The 19,646-nt window shown below is 63.2% G+C and carries 16 protein-coding genes; 10 read left to right on the top strand and 6 right to left on the bottom strand.

The features are described from left to right. Positions 1–13: 13 nt before the first annotated feature. Positions 14–1,522 (bottom strand): Ppx/GppA phosphatase family protein, encoded by a 1,509-nt coding sequence (locus AB7A72_RS00390; protein WP_369459087.1) that lies wholly within the window; start codon positions 1,520–1,522, stop codon positions 14–16. A gap of 416 nt (positions 1,523–1,938) precedes the next feature. On the opposite strand from AB7A72_RS00390, the gene pstS reads away from it, so the two are divergent. The 7 genes from pstS to phoR all read left to right on the top strand — a co-directional run bounded on the left by pstS (position 1,939) and on the right by phoR (position 8,669). Further along, entirely contained in the window at positions 1,939–2,976 is a 1,038-nt protein-coding gene (pstS, locus tag AB7A72_RS00385; protein WP_239811616.1) for a phosphate ABC transporter substrate-binding protein PstS, read from the top strand. A 114-nt stretch (positions 2,977–3,090) separates the two neighbouring features. Further along, positions 3,091–4,062: a phosphate ABC transporter permease PstC gene (gene pstC / locus AB7A72_RS00380; protein ID WP_239811617.1), complete on the top strand. Its 972-nt coding sequence runs from the start codon at positions 3,091–3,093 to the stop codon at positions 4,060–4,062. Further along, entirely contained in the window at positions 4,059–4,940 is an 882-nt protein-coding gene (gene pstA / locus AB7A72_RS00375) for a phosphate ABC transporter permease PstA (RefSeq protein ID WP_239811618.1), read from the top strand. Before pstC ends, pstA begins: the two co-directional genes overlap by 4 nt. Positions 4,941–4,959: 19 nt before the next feature. Continuing rightward, positions 4,960–5,751: a phosphate ABC transporter ATP-binding protein PstB gene (gene pstB, locus AB7A72_RS00370; RefSeq protein ID WP_239811619.1), complete on the top strand. Its 792-nt coding sequence runs from the start codon at positions 4,960–4,962 to the stop codon at positions 5,749–5,751. 43 nt (positions 5,752–5,794) lie between these two features. Then, on the top strand, positions 5,795–6,496 hold the full coding sequence (phoU, locus tag AB7A72_RS00365) for a phosphate signaling complex protein PhoU (protein WP_239811620.1): 702 nt from the start codon (positions 5,795–5,797) through the stop codon (positions 6,494–6,496). 10 nt (positions 6,497–6,506) lie between these two features. Beyond that, on the top strand, positions 6,507–7,214 hold the full coding sequence (gene phoB, locus AB7A72_RS00360) for a phosphate regulon transcriptional regulator PhoB (protein WP_021026591.1): 708 nt from the start codon (positions 6,507–6,509) through the stop codon (positions 7,212–7,214). A 105-nt stretch (positions 7,215–7,319) separates the two neighbouring features. After that, positions 7,320–8,669, top strand: a complete 1,350-nt coding sequence (gene phoR, locus AB7A72_RS00355) for a phosphate regulon sensor histidine kinase PhoR (RefSeq protein ID WP_312408712.1) — start codon at positions 7,320–7,322, stop codon at positions 8,667–8,669. Here phoR and AB7A72_RS00350 read toward each other — a convergent pair. The 3 genes from AB7A72_RS00350 to AB7A72_RS00340 all read right to left on the bottom strand — a co-directional run bounded on the left by AB7A72_RS00350 (position 8,666) and on the right by AB7A72_RS00340 (position 12,203). Further along, the gene (locus AB7A72_RS00350) at positions 8,666–10,045 is read right to left on the bottom strand and encodes an MATE family efflux transporter (protein WP_369458666.1); all 1,380 of its coding nucleotides are present in this window, start codon (positions 10,043–10,045) and stop codon (positions 8,666–8,668) included. The genes phoR and AB7A72_RS00350 overlap by 4 nt on opposite strands. Before the next feature lie 8 nt (positions 10,046–10,053). After that, the gene (locus AB7A72_RS00345; RefSeq protein WP_369458665.1) at positions 10,054–11,766 is read right to left on the bottom strand and encodes a hypothetical protein; all 1,713 of its coding nucleotides are present in this window, start codon (positions 11,764–11,766) and stop codon (positions 10,054–10,056) included. 191 nt (positions 11,767–11,957) lie between these two features. Further along, on the bottom strand, positions 11,958–12,203 hold the full coding sequence (locus tag AB7A72_RS00340; RefSeq protein ID WP_021026595.1) for a type B 50S ribosomal protein L31: 246 nt from the start codon (positions 12,201–12,203) through the stop codon (positions 11,958–11,960). A 726-nt stretch (positions 12,204–12,929) separates the two neighbouring features. Here AB7A72_RS00340 and AB7A72_RS00335 point away from each other — a divergent pair. From AB7A72_RS00335 to AB7A72_RS00325, 3 genes are read left to right on the top strand one after another with little or no spacing between them, the layout of a single operon-like run. Then, positions 12,930–14,117 carry an efflux RND transporter periplasmic adaptor subunit gene (locus AB7A72_RS00335; RefSeq protein ID WP_369458664.1) on the top strand — a complete coding sequence of 396 codons (1,188 nt, stop codon included), beginning with the start codon at positions 12,930–12,932 and terminating at the stop codon, positions 14,115–14,117. 1 nt (position 14,118) lies between these two features. Further along, entirely contained in the window at positions 14,119–16,068 is a 1,950-nt protein-coding gene (locus AB7A72_RS00330; protein ID WP_369458663.1) for a MacB family efflux pump subunit, read from the top strand. Between the two features lie 3 nt (positions 16,069–16,071). Continuing rightward, on the top strand, positions 16,072–17,475 hold the full coding sequence (locus tag AB7A72_RS00325; protein WP_369458662.1) for an efflux transporter outer membrane subunit: 1,404 nt from the start codon (positions 16,072–16,074) through the stop codon (positions 17,473–17,475). A 53-nt stretch (positions 17,476–17,528) separates the two neighbouring features. Here the strand turns inward: AB7A72_RS00325 and rho are convergent, their stop codons facing one another. Together rho and trxA are read right to left on the bottom strand one after the other, a co-directional pair. Then, complete coding sequence (rho, locus tag AB7A72_RS00320) at positions 17,529–18,791, bottom strand: transcription termination factor Rho (protein ID WP_239811627.1); 1,263 nt, start codon at positions 18,789–18,791, stop codon at positions 17,529–17,531. Between the two features lie 354 nt (positions 18,792–19,145). Beyond that, complete coding sequence (trxA, locus tag AB7A72_RS00315) at positions 19,146–19,478, bottom strand: thioredoxin TrxA (protein ID WP_027010832.1); 333 nt, start codon at positions 19,476–19,478, stop codon at positions 19,146–19,148. Positions 19,479–19,646 lie beyond the last annotated feature (168 nt).

Below are 19,646 nucleotides of genomic sequence, written 5' to 3'. Positions count from 1 at the left end.
GTGTACAGCGCATTTATTTGGCGGCGATGCCCAGCGCCTGCTTGAACTGGAAGGCGTACGGCGTCTTCTGCCAGGCCAGCACTTCCTCTTCCAGCAGATAGGCCGATTGGGGGAACTGCTCGGCCCAGCCTGCGGCCACCTTGAGCGACCATTTTTCGGTCTTGTCGCGCAGACAAACCTGGTCGAGCGCCGGGTCGCGGCGCGCATGGCACAGCAGGGTGGCCAGGCGCAGGCACAGCAGCTCCAACGCAAAATCGCGGTCTTGCAGAAAGGCCTCGACCTTGCGCAGCTTGCCATGTTGGGCCAGCACCAGCGCTGCCAGATGGGACAGCTCGGTCTGCATAAAGCCGGGCACATCGCTGTGGCCCAGCACATAGGCGCCGTGGTGGTGGTAGTCGGTATGGGAGATCAGGCAACCGATCTCATGGAGCTGGCTGGCCCAGTCCAGCATCGGCGATTGCAGCTCTGCCGGCTCGGTCGCACCGGCGTAGCGGCGCGCCTGTTCGTACAAGGCTGCCGCAGTGCGCTGCACGCGGCCTGCCTGCGTGCGGTCCACCTGGTAGCGTTCCTTGAGCGCGGCAATCGTGCGGTGGCGGATATCGCTGAACTCCTCGTGCTGCACCATGTCGCGCAGCAGGCCCTGGCGCAGCGCGCCGCTGGCAATGCGCAGCTCCTGGATCTGCAGCAGGTCAAACACTGCGCAAAGCACGGTCACGCCGCCGCCAATGACTGCACGGCGCTCTTCCTTGAGGCCTTCCAGCCGCAGCTGGCTGGCGTTGCCCGCTGCCAACAATTGCTCGCACAGCCAGTGCAACTGCTCGCGCGTCACCACATCGGGGTGGCCGCCGTACAGTGCAAGCACATCGGCAATGGCGTTGGCGGTGCCCGAGGTGCCATAGGCGCTGTCCCAACTGCCGGGCACAAAATGGTGGGCTGCTTCTTCCATGACGGCCTGGGCCGCAATCTGCGCGGTCTTCAGCGCTGATTTGCTGAACTCGCCTTGCGGAAAATAGCGCAGCGACCAGGCAACGCTGCCGACCGGAAACGAGGCGACACGCTGCGAGGTATAGCGCTGGCCCAGAATCAGCTCGGTGGAGCGGCCACCAATGTCGACGACCAGACGCCGCTCGTCGGACGGGGGCAGGGAATGGGCCGCGCCCTGGTAGATCAGGCGCGCTTCCTCGGGCCCGGAGATGATGCTGATCGGGTAACCCAGAATCTGGTTGGCGCGCTGGATGAAGACGTCGCTGTTGCGCGCCTCGCGCAAGGTCTGCGTGGCTACGGCGCGCACATGTGCGGCGGGAAAGCCGGCCAGCCGCTCGGCAAAGCGCGCCAGGCAGTCCCAGCCGCGCTGCATTGCCTCGGCGGTCAACATGCCTTGCTCATCCAGCCCGGCGCCCTGGCGTACCATTTCCTTGAAATATTGCACGCGTTCAATATGGCCCGCTGCATAGCGGCCCACTTCGAGGCGGAAACTATTGGATCCCAGATCCACGGCGGCAAGCAAGGTGCCATCAAGCATAAGTGTCGTCATCTATCGGTTCTGCAGTCCAGGCAGGCAGCATAGCACCAGGGGACCGTCTGCAAGGGCTGCCATGGTCCGAACGAGGCCTCGGGCGATTCGCTGCATTGTCTTTCTTGCCCATAGTTCACGATGGACTGCAAAAGGCGGCTTGCCTCTCATCCCGATCCGCGTCCATCCCGCTAGGCGATGGCTGTGTACGGGATCCCTCGGCTCCTGTACCTGCGTTGTACAGCGGCATGCTGACAAAACTTAAAAGTAAGTCTTTCGCGTGACTCTAATATGACAATCCTGTGCGGCGTTGTTGTGTGACATCGACCTCCGTACGAGGCAAAGATGACGAAAAATGTCATATCAATGTCACATACCTTTTTTACAGTTCACTCCATTGCGTTTCATCACCAACAGGAGTTTTCATGAAAGTGTCCGCGATTCGAGTGCTGGTTGCCGGTCTGGTTGCCGCCGGTGCATTTGCCCAGGTTCACGCCCAGGAGGCTACCGGTGCCGGCGCAAGCTTCCCAGCGCCCCTGTATTCCAAGTGGGCAGCTGACTACAACAAGGCGACGGGCGTCAAGATCAACTACCAATCGGTGGGTTCGAGCGCAGGCATCAAGCAGATCGATGCCAAGACGGTGGACTTTGGTGCCTCCGACATGCCTTTGAAGGACGAAGAGCTGGCACAAAAGGGTCTGGTGCAGTTCCCCACCGTGATCGGCGGCATTGTGCCCGTGGTCAACATCAAGGGCATTGCGCCCGGTCAGCTCAAGCTCAACGGTCAGGTGCTGGGCGACATCTACCTGGGCAAGATCACCAAGTGGAATGACCCAGCGATCACCGCGCTGAACCCAGGCGTGGCTCTGCCAGACGCCACCATCGCTCCCGTGCGCCGTGCTGACGGCTCGGGCACGACCTTTGGCTTCACCAACTACCTGTCCAAGGTCAACACCGAGTGGAAGGAAAAAGTGGGTGAGGGCGCTGCCGTGAACTGGCCTACCGGTGCCGGTGGCAAGGGCAACGAAGGCGTGGCCGCGTATGTGGGCCGCCTGCCCAACTCCATCGGCTATGTCGAGTACGCCTACGTCAAGCAAAACAAGATGGTGTTCGCCCAGCTGCAAAACGCCGACGGCCACTTTGTCAGCCCGGAGAGCGCCAACTTCAAGGCCGCTGCTGCCGGTGCGGACTGGAACAAGAGCTTCTACCAGATTTTGAACAACCAGCCTGGCAAGGATGCATGGCCCATCACCTCGGCGACCTTCATCCTGATGCGCAAGCTGCAGGAAAAGCCAGCCCAGGGCACCACTTCGCTGAAGTTCTTCGAGTGGGCCTATACCTCCGGTGACGGCACGGCGGACGGCCTGGACTACGTGCCAATGCCTGCCAGCGTCAAGGACATCATCTACAAGTCCTGGGGCGAGATCAAGGACGCCAGCGGCAAGGCTGTGTTCGCGAAGTAAGTCGAAAATAGGAGGGGCCGCTCGGGTAGCGGCCCTTTCCCACACTGAATGGAATCACAAGTGTCGACATCCTTTCCTGTTCAAAACAAAACGGTTGCCGCCGGCAAAGCGCAGATGCAATCGAGCCAACCTCCATCGCGCAAGCCATGGCTTTCCAACTCCGTCGCTGACGGCTTTTTTGCGTTCCTGGCACGCGGTGCAGCGGTGCTGACCCTGGGTCTGCTGCTGGCCATCATGGTCTCGCTGATCGTTGGCGCCTGGCCAGCCATCCGCGAATACGGCATCGGATTTTTCTTCAGCAGTGAATGGGATCCTGTCCAGAACCGCTATGGCGGTCTGGTGATGATCTACGGCACCTTGGCCACCTCGTTTATCGCGCTGCTGATTGCAGTGCCTGTCAGCTTTGGCATTGCGCTGTTCCTGACCGAGCTGTCGCCCGTCTGGCTCAAGCGCCCGCTGGGTACCGCCATTGAACTGCTCGCTGCCGTGCCATCGATCGTCTACGGCATGTGGGGCCTGATGGTATTTGGCCCCTTGCTGGCCACCTATGTGCAGCAGCCGCTGCAAAACCTGTTTCAAGGCGTTCCTTATCTGGAAGCCTTTTTCTCCGGCCCGCCGGTCGGTATCGGTATTTTCTCGGCCGGTGTCATCCTGGCCATCATGGTCATCCCCTTCATTGCATCGGTGATGCGCGATGTGTTCGAGGTCACCCCTGCGCTGCTCAAGGAGTCGGCCTATGGCCTGGGCTCGACCACCTGGGAAGTGATGTGGAAGGTCGTGCTGCCCTACACCAAGACCGGTGTGTTCGGTGGCGTGATGCTGGGCCTGGGCCGCGCGCTGGGCGAGACCATGGCCGTCACGTTCGTGATCGGCAACATGAACCAGCTCAACTCGCTGTCGGTCTTCGAAGCGGCCAACAGCATCACCTCGGCCCTGGCCAACGAGTTCGCCGAGGCCGGTGAAGGCCTGCACCAGGCATCGCTGATCTACCTGGGCCTGGCGCTGTTCTTCATTACATTCATCGTGCTGGCATGCTCCAAACTGCTGCTGAGCCGCCTGCAAAAGAACGAAGGAGCCCGCGCATGACCACCGGAGAAAGCTTGATCCAGGCCTCGGACCTGGCCGCCCAGCGCGCCGCCAAGTACCGCGTGCGCAACCGCGTCAACAAGATCGCCATCGCGCTGTCGCTGGCAGCCATGGCGTTCGGTGTGTTCTGGCTGGTTTGGATTTTGTGGGAAACCCTGCGCCTGGGCGTGGGCGGGCTGAGTGTGGCACTGCTCACCCAGATGACGCCTGCCCCCAATGAAATCGGCGGTATCGCCAACGCCATCTGGGGCTCGCTGGTGATGGTGACCTTGGCCACCTTCGTCGGCACGCCGATCGGCGTGATGGCCGGTATCTACCTGGCCGAGTACAACAAGACCGGCTGGCTCGCGTCGGTGACGCGCTTTGTCAACGACATTCTGCTGTCGGCGCCGTCGATCGTGATCGGTCTGTTTGTCTACACGATGATCGTCATCCGCTTCAAGAGCTTCTCCGGTTATGCCGGCGTGGTGGCGTTGGCGCTGATCGTGATTCCGGTGGTCATCCGCACCACCGAGAACATGCTGATCCTCGTGCCATCGAGCTTGCGCGAAGCCGCCTACGCGCTCGGTACGCCGAAGTGGAAGGTCATCAGCATGGTGACCCTGCGTGCAGCCCGCGCAGGGGTGATCACCGGTGTGCTGCTGGCCGTGGCCCGCATCGCCGGTGAAACCGCTCCGCTGCTGTTCACCGCCCTGAACAACCAGTTCTGGAACACCGACCTGTCCAAGCCGATGGCGAGCCTGCCGGTCACCATCTTCAAGTTTGCGATGAGCCCTTATGAAAACTGGCAGCAACTGGCCTGGGCAGGCGTCTTCCTGATCACGCTGGCCGTGCTGGGTCTGAACATTCTTGCGCGCAGCATGGCGCGCCAAAAATAAGCATTCACAGGTGAACCCTATGTTGACGAAAACCAATGCGGCAAATGCCAGTGCACTGAACTCCAAGATCTCGGTGCGGGACCTGAACTTCTACTACGGCAAGTTCCACGCGCTCAAGAACATCAACCTGGAAATCCCGGAAAACAAGGTGACGGCCTTCATCGGCCCATCGGGCTGCGGCAAGTCGACCTTGCTGCGCACCTTCAACCGCATGTTCGAGCTCTACCCCGAGCAGCGCGCCGAAGGCCAGATCGTGCTGGATGGCGAGAACCTGCTGACCAGCAAGCAGGACGTGGCGCTGATCCGCGCCAAGGTCGGCATGGTCTTCCAAAAGCCCACGCCGTTCCCGATGTCGATCTACGACAACATCGCCTTTGGCGTGAAGCTGTTCGAAGACCTGGGCAAGAGCGACATGGAAGAGCGCGTGGAATGGGCGCTGCGCAAGGCCGCACTGTGGACCGAGGTCAAGGACAAGCTGGGTCAAAGCGGATCGGGCCTGTCCGGTGGCCAGCAGCAGCGTCTGTGCATTGCCCGCGGCATTGCGATCAAGCCCGAGGTGCTGCTGCTTGACGAGCCCTGCTCGGCGCTCGATCCGATCTCGACCGCGAAGGTCGAGGAGCTGATTGCCGAGCTCAAGGACGACTACACCGTGGTGATCGTGACCCACAACATGCAGCAAGCCGCGCGTTGCAGCGACTTCACGGCCTACATGTACCTGGGCAGCCTGATGGAGTTCGGTGCGACCGAACAGATGTTCTTCAAGCCCCAGCGCAAAGAGACCGAAGACTACATCACCGGTCGCTTCGGCTGAGCCGGCGCGGCGATGCCAACCCCAACAACGAAAAGGGTCTGATATGACAGAAAAGCACCTCTCATCGCAGTTCGACAGCGAGCTCAACAGCATCTCCTCACGCGTGATGGAACTGGGCGGTCTGGTCGAATCCCAGATCCAGCAGGCCATCTATGCGCTGTCGCAGTTCAGCACCGAGGCCGTCGCACGGGTGGAAGAGCAGGAAAAGCGCGTCAACCAGCTGGAAGTGGACATCGACTACGAGCTGTCGACGATCATTGCGCGCCGCCAGCCCACGGCCCGCGACCTGCGCCTGCTGATCGCGTTTTCCAAGGCCACGGCCAACCTCGAGCGCATGGGCGACGAAGCCCACAAGATGGCGCGCATGGTGGGATCCATCATCGACAGCGGTGCGGCCCGCTCGCTGCCGACGTCGGACCTGCGCGTGGCCGCCGAGCTGGCTTCGGGCCTGCTGCGCAAGACCTTGGACGCCTTTGCCCGCCTGGACACGGCAGCGGCCGTATCGATCCTCAAGGAGGACGACCTGATCGATGCCGAGTTCGATGGCTTTGTGCGCAAGCTGATCACCTACATGATGGAAGATCCGCGCAAGATATCCCCGAGCCTGGACCTGCTGTTCCTGGCCAAGGCCATCGAGCGCATCGGTGACCACTCCAAGAATGTGGCCGAGCTCATCATCTACCTGGTCAAGGGCATTGATGTGCGCCACACCACGATGGACGAAATTGAATCGAGTGTTTTGTAAAGCCTGAGTTATGAAAAAACTGCCACGCGTACTCATTGTCGAAGACGAGCCCGCGATTGCCGAGCTGATCGCGGTGAACCTGCGGCACAACGGCTGCCTGCCCATCTGGGCAGAGGATGGTGATGCTGCACAGCGCGAACTGGACGCGGTGCTGCCCGATGTGATCTTGCTGGACTGGATGCTGCCGGGCCAAAGCGGCCTGTCGCTGGCGCGCAAATGGCGTGCCGATGCGCGCGTCAAGGGTATTCCGATCATCATGCTGACAGCGCGCGGCGATGAGCCCGACAAGATTGCCGGTCTCGATGCCGGTGCCGATGACTACATTACAAAGCCGTTCTCCACGCAGGAGTTGCTGGCCCGCATCCGTGCGGTGCTGCGCCGGCGCATTCCCGAGCAGGTCAACGACAGTGTGACGATTGGCGAGTTGGTGCTGGATGCGGCCACGCACCGCGTGACCTTCCAGGGTGAGCTGCTGAAGCTGGGGCCCACCGAGTTCAAGCTGCTGCACTTTCTGATGAAGCATGCCGAGCGTGTCCACTCGCGTTCGCAGTTGTTGGACAAGGTCTGGGGCGACCATGTGTTCATCGAGGAGCGCACCGTGGACGTCCACGTCAAGCGGCTGCGTGAGGCCCTGGGCGCTGCCAATGTGATGGTGGAGACCGTGCGCGGTGCCGGCTACCGTATCACCGGCCAGCCCCAGGCGCTGCAGCGCGCATAGCCTTGCACCGTGCCGGCGATGCGGAGATACTGCCGCATCCGGGCACCTTGGGATTCGTAGGCTGCGCTGGTCGCAGCTTTTTTTGTTTTTGAGCGTTAGGCTTGCATGCTGTTTCGCATTGTCAGTTTTTTGGTGTTTCAGGGCCTGGGCGCAGCGCTGGGGTGGTGGCTGGGCCAGCTGCCCGGCGCGCTGTTGCTGGCCATCATTGGCGCATGGTGCTGGTTCCTGATCGATATGTGGCGGGCCAACAAGGTGGTGGGCTGGCTGCGGCATGGGGATGTCGATGCGGCGCCCCAGTTGCTGGGCCAGTGGGGCGAGGCGGCCGACCGGGCGCGCCGGCTGGTGCGCCAGCTGCAGAAGAACGAGGCCCAGGCCGATGACCGGCTGCACCAGGTGCTGACGGCCATCCAGGCGTCACCCAACGGCGTGGTGCTGCTCGATGAGCACAGCCATATCGAATGGTGCAACCAGACTGCATGCGACCACTTTGGCTTCAACCTGGAGCGTGACCACATGCAGGTGATTACCAACCTGGTGCGCGCGCCGGAATTCATCGGCTATTTCAACGCCAACAATTTCAGCAAGGATGTGGTGATGGTCAGCCCGGTCGTGCGTGCTGCCAGCCCGATGCGCATTTCGGTGCAGATGTTTCCCTACGGCGGCAACCGCAAGCTGCTGCTGTCGCGCGATGTCACCTCCCTGGAGCTGGCCGATGCGATGCGGCGTGACTTCGTGGCCAATGTCTCGCATGAAATACGCACGCCGCTGACCGTGCTGACCGGCTTCATCGAGACCCTGCAGACCCTGCCGCTGAGCGCCGAAGAGCGCACCCAGTATCTGGGCTTGATGTCCAACCAGGCCCACCGTATGCAGGGGCTTGTGGTCGATCTGCTGACCCTGTCACGCCTGGAAGGCAATCCGCCCCCCAGCCTCAACGAATGGGTCAGCGTCGGCAGCCTGCTCAAGCGCTGTGAGGAAGACGCCCATGGTCTGGCACGCATGATTGCCAAAGAGGGCGACAAGCCTTTGCAACTGTTTTTTCCAGATGCGAACGCGGAGGCGGGCGACTATGAGTTGGCAGGCGCGGGCAACGAGCTGCAAAGCGCGCTGTCCAACCTGGTCAACAATGCCGTGCGCTACACGCCGGCGGGCGGTGAGATCCGGGTGCAGTTCAGCCGCCAGCCCGATGGCTCGGGCCGGGTCAGCGTCACCGACACCGGCCCTGGCATTGCGCCCGAGCATATCCCGCGCCTGACCGAGCGTTTCTACCGCCTGGACCGCAGCCGCTCGCGCGACACCGGCGGTACCGGCCTGGGCCTGGCGATTGTCAAGCATGTGCTGCAGCGCCATGGCGCGCAGCTGCAGATCCGCAGCACGATCGGCAAGGGTTCGGAATTCAGCGTGGTGTTTCCGCCGTCGCGCGTGCGCAAGCAGCTCGCAGAAGAGCTGGTTTAACGGCCCTGGCGCACCGCGCGAGCGGTCACCCGGTGCAGCAGGACCAGGAAGCAGGCCGCAGCCAGCATCAGCGCACTGGCAGCGCACATCCAGAAGGCGATCGGCGATCCCATCGCCGCGTGGCCGGCGATGCCGTGGTAGGCCAGCTGAAAGCCGCCCCACAGGCCCACACCCCAGAGCAGGCTGCAGTACACCAGCAAAGGGGTGACGGTGATGCGGTAGCTGCGCAGCACAAAGATCGACACCGTCTGGCTGGCATCGGCCAGGTGGTAGAGGCTGACCCAGCCCAGCAGGCCCAGCGCAATGGCGGCCACCTCTGGCGTTGCGGTGTAGATCGGCACGATCCAGCCCTTGGTCAGCCAGACCAGCAGTGCCAGCGTAGCCGCCAGGCCCATGGCGCTGAACAGGCCCAGAAACACCACCTGGCGTGCCCGCGCCTCATCGCCGGCGCCGCGCCAGTAGCTGGCGCGCGCGCTGGTCGCAATGGCCAGCGACAGCGGCACCATGTACATCAGCGCGGTGACATTGGCCGCAATCTGGTGCGCGGCCGATGAGGCCGTGCCCATGCGCGCCACGTAGAGCGCCATCAGGGTGAACGAGGTGATCTCGACGAGGATCGACAGGCTGGCGGGCACGCCCAATTGCGCAAACTGCGCCAAGGTGGGCCAGTGCGGCCGCTCCAGGTGGCGCCAGATATCGGCCGGTGCATAGACGGACTGGCTGCGCAGCAACCACCAGCCCAGCGCGCAGAGCAGAAAATTGACCACAAAGGTGGCCCAGGCGCAGCCCAGCACGCCCATTGGCGCCAGGCCCAGGCCACCAAAGGTGAACCAGACGGACAGTGGCAGCTTGACGAGCAAGGACATGGCCTGCAGCCAGGTGACCATCTTGGGCTTGCCCAGCGACTGGCTCAGCGTGCTGAAGATGCGGAACAGCAGCGCAGCCGGCAGGCTCCAGCCGATGATGGCCAGGTAGCTCCGGACCAGCGATTGCAGCTCTTGCGGCACCTCGGTCCAGCGCAGGATCGGTGCGGGGTTGAACAGCACGGCCCAGCCCAGCAAGGTGGCGGCCAGGCAGATGTAGAGCGACTGGCGCAGCGAGGCGCCAATCTCGGCATGGCGGCGCGCACCGTGCATCTCCGACCAGATCGGCATCAGCGCCTGCAGCAGGCCCATCAGCGAGACGTAGACCGTCACAAAGATGGCCGAGCCCACCGACAGCGCCGCCAGCGAGGCCTCGGCATGGCGGCCGGCGACGATGGTGTCGACGACGCCAAAGCCCATCACGGCAATCTGGCCGACAAACACCGTCCCCGCATGCTTGGCCAGCACCCGCATATCGCGGCCTGCCAGCAGGCGCGTCAATCTCTCCCGCATAGGCACCGTCAATTCGCTTGACGACGGTAGATGACGATCTCCGCGTTCTTGTCGGTCGGACGGGCCACCGCAGCCAGGCGCTGCCACTCAGGGCCCAGCACCTCGTTGCTCGGGGTGCGCTGTGACTCCAGCGGCATCGCCAGCCAGTTGCAGGATGCGCTGGTCGGGTCGGTCAAGGTCTTGAGCTGCCAGCCGCCCTGGGCCTGCAGGGCCACAATCTGCGAACGGCTCAGGCCCCAGGCGGCCACACAGCCCGCCGATGCGGGCGGCGGCAGCACCTTGGCCAAGGCCTGCACCTGGGCGGTGTAGCTGCGGCCATAGTCCAGCATCGGCATCCAGATGCTCATCAGCAAGATCCAGCTGAGCACGGTGCCGCCGGCCGGCAGCACCAGGCTGCGCCAGATCTCGGGCCGGTTGCGGCGGGCACGCCAAAAGGCCAGCGCGCACCAGGCCAGGGTGGCCAGCACGGCCATGACAAACTGGAGCAGCGAGAACTGGGCGACGAAATCGGGGGCAATGCGCGCCACGTTGGCCGCTGGCTTGGCCGGCGTACCGGTGTAGACCGCCAACCAGATCACCCAGATAGTGATGGCCGCTGCGCTGAAAAAGAGCAGGGTGAACCAGTCGATAAGCGCTGCCATTGCGCGGCGGAAGGTAGGCAGCGCAAAGGCGGCCAGCGCGGCAAACGCGGGCAGGCCCAGCAGCAGCGCGCGGTCCGAAGGCGTGGTGATGACGGTATTGACCAGCGCCAGGGCGCCCAGCAGGATCGGCAGCCAAAGATGGCGGTGCACAAAGCGCCAGTCAGCCACCTGGCGGCGCCAGATCCACAGGGACCACAGCGCCAGCGGCCAGGCCGGCCAGACATACCAGACCACCAGTTCGAACAGCGGGCGCAGCTGGCGGAAGTTCTCGGCCGGCAGAATGCGCCACTGCCACTGGTGCAGATAGACCGCGAGCAGCAACGCAGCCACGCCCAGGATGGCGAACACGCCCGCAGCCTGCAGGCTGCGCGCGCGCAGCTTGGCATCCACTGGGGTCAATGCCAGAATCAGGGCCACACCCAGACCCAGACAGACCGCGTAGGTGGGCGCGCCACTCAGCGCCAGCATCACCAGGCCTATCGCACCGACGCACAGCGGCGTGGCAAAGCGGATCGGAATGCAGGCGGCCGCGTAGAACACGAAACAGACGCCCGACAGTTGCACCACGTAGCTGCTGGCTTCATGCGAAGGCTGTGCCAGACCCAGGCAGGCAATCAGTGCGAGCAGGCCGCCATCGGCCATGGCGCGCGCATAGTCAATCTCGTTGGCTTCGCCACCAAAGGCAAAGGCCACCGGGCCAGCGCCCGGGCTGCGCGCCAGGTAGTACACCGCATACCAGGTGGCCATCAGCGCCAGCCAGAGCAGCGCGGCAAACGGCAGGCGGCTGGCCAGCTCGGGCGACATGACGTCGCCAAAAGCCTGGATCGCCCAGGCGCCCAGCCAGTAGGGAATCAGGCCTTCGGTGTCCGGGCTCAAGCCCAGAATCTCTGGTGCCAGCCACGGTGTCCGCCCCTCCGCCAAGGCCAGCGCGTAGCCATAGCTGGTGATGTCCAAGGTCTTCCAGGGCGCGCGGGCCACAAAGCCGGGCACCACATAGGCCAGGCACAGCAGCAGCAGGAGTGCACGCGGCAGCGGACGGACAGCGGCTTGGGAGACGATGGCAGGGGTCGGAAAATTCACACCGGGGTACCAGAGGTGGCAAGGCTCAGCAGCTTATCAGGCCCTGCGCCAGAAATGTAGGAGAACCGCGCATCGCCTGCGGGTCAATCAACGGGGCAAATAAAAAAAGGCAGCACGTTTTCGCACTGCCTTTTGCTTTGCAAGACAAAAGGGCGCTGGGCTTTGCAGCCGCACCCTTTGGAGCCTGCAAATTACTTCTTGCCGAAACGGTTGCGGAAACGCTCCACACGGCCGCCCATGTTGTCCACCGACTTTTGGGTGCCGGTGTAGAAAGGGTGCGACTCAGACGAGGTATCCAGCTTGAACAGCGGGTATTCCTTGCCTTCGAAGGTTTCGGTTTCCTTGGTGTTCACGCAGGAGCGGGTCACAAACTTGAAGCCGTTGGACAGGTCCACGAACAACACTTCGCGGTAGTCTGGGTGAATGCCTTCTTTCATGATTCTTCCTTAGGTCAAGTGCGGGAGCCGTGCCAAGCCGGATGCAACCTCTGCATCCCAGTAAACTGGGCGTACTTTCCGCAATAAAAGCCCTCCATTATTGCATATGGTGGCTTTGTGTGCTGCAAAACCTCTGGTTTCAGTCGGCTGATGGGTGGCCGGCCTGAGGCCGAAGCATTGCAGCGCTCGGATTGACAGGGCTTGAGGCCTGCTGGCGCCCCACACGATGGCTGCCCGGCGCCACCGGAAAAAACAGCAGTCGGGCACACGAATCTGTTCAGAACCGGCGATCGTGCTTTGGCGGGCTCTGTCGCCCGGGCGGGGCAGGTGGTGGCGGCGCAGCACCCAGCCGGCGCGAAAGGGCACAACGCAGGCAGCCACCGGCGGGGCACCGGGCGTCGAGGAATGGATCCAGCGGACAACGGACTGCGCGTACCGTAGCCACCGACTAGCCGCATGTCCCGCGGATTCTGAGGACCCCTTTGGCCGGACGCCGATAACAGGGGGCGGTGGCCACTGGGAGGGCTCAGCGGGTCAGTGCAGGTTTGCGACCAGTAACTTGCGCTTATCGTTTTATAAGTAGGTGTTTTGATCTGGTCATCGAATGTCCATAGAAATTACAAACTAATCCCAATATTTGCCACCAGACTGCAGGCTTGTTTCAAGACTCCTGCTTGCGCGGCGATGGCTGCGCTAGCGGGGGCCCTAGACAGGGAGGGAGCAGGGGTGTCCAAACGCAAAGGGGTGTTAGTGGCAGCGCTGGTTGCCGCAGGTGTGCTGGTGGCGGGCTGCTTCTGGTTGTCGGCCAGGTCGGCGACTGCGCCGTTGTACGCTACGGCAATGGTGACCACCGCAGACCTGCGCCAGACCGTGTTGGCCGTGGGCCGTCTGCGTGCGAAGGAGCTGGTGGCCGTCGGTGCGCAGGTTTCCGGCCAGGTTCAGCATCTGCATGTGGCGCTAGGCCAGCAGGTCAAGGCCGGCGACTTGATTGCCGAGGTCGATGCACAGCCCCAGCAGGTGGCGCTGAGCAATGCCCGGGCGGCGCTGGCATCGCTGCAGGCGCAGTTGGCGGCCCGCGAGGCTGCCAGGCTGCAGGCGCAACTGGGTTACCAGCGCGAGCAAATGCTGCTGCAAGGCGAGGCGACCGCCCAGGCCACATACGAGGCTGCCAAGGCCGCGTTGGTGACTGCCCAGGCGGAGGTGCGTTCGCTCGGCGCGCAGATCGAGCAGGCACGGTTGCAGGTGGAGACGGCACGCATCAACCTGGGCTACACGCGCATCGTTGCGCCGATGGACGGCATGGTGGTGGCGGTGGTCACCAAGCAGGGCCAGACCCTCAACGCCTTCCAGACCACGCCCAATATCGTGATGCTGGCCAAGCTCGATGTGATGACCGTGAGGGCGGAAATATCGGAGGCCGACGTGCACAAGATTGCGCCCGGCCAGGCGGTGACATTTACCACCCTGGGCCAGCCCGGAGTGGCCCACCAGGCGACGGTTGACCGGGTCGAGCCCGCGCCGGAATCCATCGTCAACGATGTGGGTGCAGGCGTCAGCCCCGGCGGCAACGAGGGTGCCGCGACACGGGCGGTTTACTACAACGCGCTGTTCGATGTGGCCAACCCGGATGGGCAATTGCGACCGTCGATGACGGTACAGGTGAGCATTCTGGTGGATGAGGCGCTACAGGCGCTGCAGGTGCCCAATGCCGCACTGGGGGCACGAGATGCGGAGGGTTTGTACAGCGTGCGGGTGCGCGATGCGGCAGGCGGTGTGGCCAGCCGGCAGGTGCGCATCGGCTTGCAGACCCATTCGCAGACGCAGGTGCTGGAGGGGCTGGCGCCAGGCGAAGAGGTGGTGCTGGGCGAGGCCTTGCCCAGTGAGTGGCCGGCCAGCGGGCTGCTGGGGTTCTGATATGCGCACTGCACTTCTGGAGATGCGCTGGCTGCGGCGCGAGTTCCCGGCCGGCGATGGCGCGGTGGCGGTGCTCAAGGACATCAACCTGCGCATTGATGCCGGAGAGATGGTGGCCATCGTCGGTGCCTCGGGTTCGGGCAAGTCGAGCCTGATGAATATCCTGGGCTGTCTGGACCGTGCCACGAGCGGCAGTTACTGCATTGCCGGGCGCGATGTATCGGCACTGGCGCCCGATGCGCTGGCAGCGCTGCGCCGCGAGAGCTTTGGCTTCATCTTTCAGCGCTACCACCTGCTGGCTGATCTATCGGCCCAGGGAAATGTCGTGCTGCCAGCGGTCTATGCGGGCCTGGCGACGGCGGACCGCCAGGCGCGGGCCCAGGCGCTGCTCGAGCGCCTGGGTCTGGCAGACCGCATGCAGCATCGGCCAGCGCAGCTCTCCGGAGGCCAGCAGCAGCGTGTGTCGATTGCCCGGGCGCTGATGAACGGCGGCACCGTGATTTTGGCGGACGAGCCCACCGGTGCGTTGGACAAGGCCAGCGGCCAGGAGGTCATGCGTATTCTGCAGGAGCTCCATGCCGACGGCCACACCGTGATTCTGGTGACCCATGACATGGGCGTGGCCGCCCATGCCGAGCGCATCATCGAGCTCAGTGACGGTGAAGTGGTAGCCGACCGGCAACTGCGCCAGGCGCAGCCAAAGCAGCAGGCCAAGGCCATCGCTGCCCAACGTGGCAACTCAGCGCTGCCAGCCTGGAGTCATCGCCTGTTTGAGGCGATGCATATGGCGATGCGTGCGCTGGCAGCCCATCGCCTGCGCAGCTTTCTGACGATGCTGGGCATCATCATCGGTATTGCGGCGGTGGTCTTTGTCGTGGCGTTGGGGCGCGGCGCGCAGGACCAGGTGCTGGCCCAAATCGATAGCCTGGGCACCAGCACCTTGGAGATCTACCCCGGCCGGGATTTTGGCGACCTCAGCGCCGGATCGGTGAACACCTTGGTCGCTGGCGATGTGCAGGCGCTGGCTGCACAAACCTATGTGGACAGTGCCTCTCCCAGCCTGTCGGTGCCAGTCACTGCCCTTTACAGGGAGCGTGCCGCGTCGGCCCAGATCAACGGCGTGGGCGCGGACCACTTGCGCGTGCTCGGGCTTCGGCTGGCCGCTGGACGTTTCTTCAACGAGGGTGAGGTCGAGCGCAATGCGCAGGTCACGGTCATCGACCAGCGGGCTGCGCGTGCGCTGTTTCCGCATCAGCCGTCGCCGTTGGGGGAGACTGTGCTGCTGGGCCGCATGCCGGCCGAGGTCATTGGCGTACTGGCACCGGAGACCCACAGCTCCGCAGGCCCCACGCCGAACTTTCTGGTGCCCTACACCGCCGTGTATGCACGCCTGGGAGGGAAACACCACCTTGACAGCATTCGCTTGCGCATTGCCGACACGGTGCCCCTCGAGGCGGCCGAACAGGCGGTGACGGCCTTGCTGACCGCGCGCCATGGCAGCCAGGATTTCTCTATTTTCAACGCCGACCAGATCCGCGAAGCGGTGAGCCGCACCGGCCGGGTGCTGACCTTGCTGATTTCATCCATCGCGGCGATTGCGCTGCTGGTCGGCGGCGTGGGGGTGATGAACATCATGCTGGTGTCGGTGACGGAGCGCACACGCGAGATCGGCGTACGCATGGCCATAGGTGCCCGCCAGTCGGACATCCTGCAGCAGTTTCTGATCGAGGCCGTGCTCGTATGCCTGGTGGGCGGTCTGCTGGGCATCGGGCTGGCGCTGGGTGTGGGTGCGCTGGTCAGCTTGCTGCATACGCCGTGGCAGCTGTCGTTCAGCACCACCTCCATCGCGGGGGCAGTGGCCAGTGCGTCGCTGATCGGCATCGGCTTTGGTTTTTTGCCCGCGCGTGCGGCAGCGCGGCTCGATCCTGTCCAGGCACTGGCAAGGGACTGACCTATGCGGCGTACTACGTTATGGATCACCGTGTTGGCAGGCAGTGCGCTGGCAGGCTGTGCAGCGCCTGTCCGCACGCCCTATGTGCCGCCAGCAGTGGCCTTGCCCGCGCAGTTTGTGCATGCCGAACAAGAGGCGGCCGTTCCGCAGGAGCCGAGCTGGTGGCGCGCATTCGCTGACCCTCAGCTCAATGCCTGGATCGATCTCGCGCTGGCGCGCAACAGCGACTTGGCTGCAGCCGCGATTCGCGTGCGGCGGGCTGCGCTGGAGGCGCAGCTGGCAGCGCGTGCGCTTGCGCCGACGCCGTCACTATCGCTGGCTGGCACTGCCACGCAGCCTTTGTCGGGTGATGCCCGGGGCCTCACGACAAACGCCAATGCCCAGCTGGGGCTGAGCTGGGAGCTCGATCTTTTTGACCGTCTTGGCGCGCAGCGCGATGCTGCTGCATGGGAGGCGCAGGCCAGCCGTGAGGACCTGGATGCGGTGGCCCTGTCCATGGTCGGCTCTGTGGCCAATCTTTACTGGCAGATCGGATGGGCGAACGAACGCATCGGCCATGCGCAGCACAGCCTGGCCTATGCCCAGCGGGTACAGGCCTTGGTGGCTTTGCGTTACCGCAGTGGCGCAGATCCTCGTCTGGCCTTGCGCGAGGCGGAGCAGGCGGTGGCGCAGCAGCAGGTGGCGCTCAGCCAGTTGGTGCAGAGCAGGGCAGAGCTGCGCCTGACATTGATGGTGCTCTTCAATGGCGCGCCCCCCGGTCTTGAGGCGGAGCCACAGCGCTTGCCGGCCACCGCCCTACCGCCTGTCAGTGCAGGGCTGCCAGCCGAACTGCTGGGCCGCCGGCCGGACCTGCGCGCGGCCGAGCTGCGGCTGCGGGCCGCACTGGCGTCCAGCGATGCCGCTGCAGCGCGCCTGTATCCGACGCTGTCGTTGACGGGGTCGCTGGGCACATCCAGCCAGGCACTGTTGCAGGTGCTGGCCAACCCTGTGGCCAGCTTGGGCGCCAACCTGAGCTTGCCCTTCCTCAACGCACGGGAGCTTGGCCTGGCTGCCGACATCGCCCGCACGCGCCATGAGGAGGCGGTACTGAATTTTGGCAAGACCCTCTATGGTGCGCTGGCCGAAGTCGACAAGGCGCTGTCGGCGCGCGCGCAACTGAGCCGCCAACTGGACTGGTTGCGCCAGGCGCTTGAAGAGAGCCAACAGATCGAGCGCCTCTACGCCATGCGCTACCGGGCAGGGCAGGCGCCGCTGCGTGAATGGCTCGATGCCCAGGAGCGCCTGCGCAGCAGTGAATTGGCCCATGGGTCGGCACGCCTGGCGCTGCTGCAAAGCCATCTGGCTTTGCAGCAGGCCTTGGGCGGTGGCGCGGGCGGCGTGGCCGGGGTCCTGAGCGCTGCGCCATGAAAAAACCCTCCGTGTGGGCGGAGGGTTGGCAGGCGGGAGGGCGCTGAAGGGGGTTAGCCGCCTCGGCGCATCATGTCGAAGAACTCGACATTGCTCTTGGTCTGCTTCATGTTCTTGATCATCAGCTCCATCGACTCGATCTCGTCCATGTTGTACATGAACTGCCGCAGGATGCGGGTCTTTTGCAGGATCTCGGGGGCCAGCAGCATCTCTTCGCGGCGGGTTCCGCTCTTGTTGAGCTCGATGGCGGGGAAGACGCGCTTTTCGTACAGGCGGCGGCTCAGGTGCAGTTCGCTGTTGCCGGTGCCCTTGAATTCTTCAAAGATCACTTCGTCCATGCGGCTGCCGGTGTCGACCAGGGCGGTGGCGATGATGGTGAGCGAGCCACCTTCTTCGACATTGCGGGCCGCGCCAAAGAAGCGCTTGGGGCGCTGCAGGGCATTGGCGTCCACACCACCGGAGAGCACCTTGCCCGACGAGGGCACGACGTTGTTGTAGGCGCGGGCCAGGCGGGTGATGGAGTCCAGCATGATGACGACGTCCTGGCCCATTTCCACCAGGCGCTTGGCGCGCTCGATGACCATCTCGGCCACGTGCACGTGGCGGGCGGCGGGTTCGTCAAAGGTCGATGCAATGATCTCGCCCTTGACCGAGCGCTGCATTTCCGTCACTTCTTCAGGGCGCTCGTCGATGAGCAGCACCATCATGTGCACATCGGGGTAGTTGGCGGTGATGGCGTGTGCAATGCTTTGCATCATCATCGTCTTGCCGCTCTTGGGAGGCGCGACGATCAGTGCGCGCTGGCCACGGCCCACAGGCGCAATGATGTCGATCAGGCGGCCGGTGATGTTTTCCTCGGCCTTGATGTCACGCTCCAGACGCAGCTGTTCCTTGGGGAACAGCGGGGTCAGGTTCTCGAACATCATCTTGTGCTTGTTCTGCTCAGGGGGCAGACCATTGACCTTGTCGAGCTTGGTCAGGGCAAAGTAGCGCTCGCCATCCTTGGGGGTGCGCACTTCGCCTTCAATCATGTCGCCGGTGTGCAGATTGAAGCGGCGCACCTGGCTGGGGGAGATGTAGATGTCGTCGGTGCTGGCGGTGAAGCTGGTATCGAGGCTTCGCAGAAAGCCAAATCCATCAGGGAGGATTTCCAGAACGCCATCGGCAAAAACCTGTTCACCGGCCTTGGCCCGCTTCTTGATGATCGCAAACATCAACTCCTGTTTGCGCATGCGGCCAGTATTTTCAATTTCAAGCTCTTCTGCCAGCTTGAGGACTTCAGACACGTGCAGTGCCTTGAGCTCATTTAAGTGCATGGATGGACTCCAGAACGGAGTAACTGTTAGAGGTAGGGGGAATGCAGAGCCGGTGCAATAAGCGGGAGACCGCGAAGCCGGAGACCATGCGTGATCTATTCTTGGTCGGAATACGATCGGTGATCTGAATGAAGATTATAGACAGGTTGCTGTACGAACATCCCGCTTGAATTATCAACTATATGTATCAAGCGGGACAGCGAGCGGCTAGGGTTTTCGATTTTCTTATAAAAATTATAGATAAATCAAAAGCTTGAAAAAGCAAAAAGCACGGCGCAAACCGTGCTTTTGGTGGCCATAGCCGCTCTGGCGGGATGCTGATGCGGATGTTGCGCTGGCATCCCGGGGCTGAATTTAGGCGAGTTGCTCGTCCAGGAAGGCCGTCAGTTGGGCCTTGTTCAACGCGCCGACCTTGGTCGCGGCCAGTTCGCCATTCTTGAACAGCATCAGCGTGGGGATGCCGCGGATGCCGAACTTGGCCGAAATGGCCCGGTTCTCGTCCACATTGACCTTGGCGATCTGCAGCTTGTCCTTGTAGCTGACCGACACTTCTTCCAGCACCGGAGCGATCTGCTTGCAAGGGCCGCACCATTCAGCCCAGAAGTCCACCAGAACATTGGTGTTGGGTTGCAGTACATCGCCTTCAAAGCTGGCTTCGTTGGTGTGCTTGATCAGGGATTCCGACATGGCAGGTTCCTTGTTAAATATCGGGTTTCTAGGCAGCGGGGATGCGCCATGGACAAAAGTTGAGGCCATTGTGACAGAAAGCAAGGCCGGGCGCAGGCAACGGACGCCGCATCTGACGCGTTGTAGGGGCGCTGGATGTCAAGCACAATGCGCTCTCAGAGGGAAAGC

Source organism: Comamonas sediminis, from assembly GCF_041107495.1.
In the GTDB taxonomy this organism is placed as follows: domain Bacteria; phylum Pseudomonadota; class Gammaproteobacteria; order Burkholderiales; family Burkholderiaceae_C; genus Comamonas; species Comamonas sediminis.
The sequence above is the reverse complement of the archived record's forward strand: the minus strand, read 5'-3'. Positions and strand labels throughout refer to the sequence as shown.

What these genes read in the sequence shown, in the direction of transcription:
- AB7A72_RS00390 (WP_369459087.1), bottom strand. Translation starts at nt 1,522, where the DNA reads ATGCTTGATGGCACCTTGCTTGCCGCCGTGGATCTGGGATCCAATAGT.
- pstS (WP_239811616.1), top strand. Translation starts at nt 1,939, where the DNA reads ATGAAAGTGTCCGCGATTCGAGTGCTGGTTGCCGGTCTGGTTGCCGCC.
- pstC (WP_239811617.1), top strand. Translation starts at nt 3,091, where the DNA reads ATGCAATCGAGCCAACCTCCATCGCGCAAGCCATGGCTTTCCAACTCC.
- pstA (WP_239811618.1), top strand. Translation starts at nt 4,059, where the DNA reads ATGACCACCGGAGAAAGCTTGATCCAGGCCTCGGACCTGGCCGCCCAG.
- pstB (WP_239811619.1), top strand. Translation starts at nt 4,960, where the DNA reads ATGTTGACGAAAACCAATGCGGCAAATGCCAGTGCACTGAACTCCAAG.
- phoU (WP_239811620.1), top strand. Translation starts at nt 5,795, where the DNA reads ATGACAGAAAAGCACCTCTCATCGCAGTTCGACAGCGAGCTCAACAGC.
- phoB (WP_021026591.1), top strand. Translation starts at nt 6,507, where the DNA reads ATGAAAAAACTGCCACGCGTACTCATTGTCGAAGACGAGCCCGCGATT.
- phoR (WP_312408712.1), top strand. Translation starts at nt 7,320, where the DNA reads ATGCTGTTTCGCATTGTCAGTTTTTTGGTGTTTCAGGGCCTGGGCGCA.
- AB7A72_RS00350 (WP_369458666.1), bottom strand. Translation starts at nt 10,045, where the DNA reads ATGCGGGAGAGATTGACGCGCCTGCTGGCAGGCCGCGATATGCGGGTG.
- AB7A72_RS00340 (WP_021026595.1), bottom strand. Translation starts at nt 12,203, where the DNA reads ATGAAAGAAGGCATTCACCCAGACTACCGCGAAGTGTTGTTCGTGGAC.
- AB7A72_RS00330 (WP_369458663.1), top strand. Translation starts at nt 14,119, where the DNA reads ATGCGCACTGCACTTCTGGAGATGCGCTGGCTGCGGCGCGAGTTCCCG.
- AB7A72_RS00325 (WP_369458662.1), top strand. Translation starts at nt 16,072, where the DNA reads ATGCGGCGTACTACGTTATGGATCACCGTGTTGGCAGGCAGTGCGCTG.
- rho (WP_239811627.1), bottom strand. Translation starts at nt 18,791, where the DNA reads ATGCACTTAAATGAGCTCAAGGCACTGCACGTGTCTGAAGTCCTCAAG.
- trxA (WP_027010832.1), bottom strand. Translation starts at nt 19,478, where the DNA reads ATGTCGGAATCCCTGATCAAGCACACCAACGAAGCCAGCTTTGAAGGC.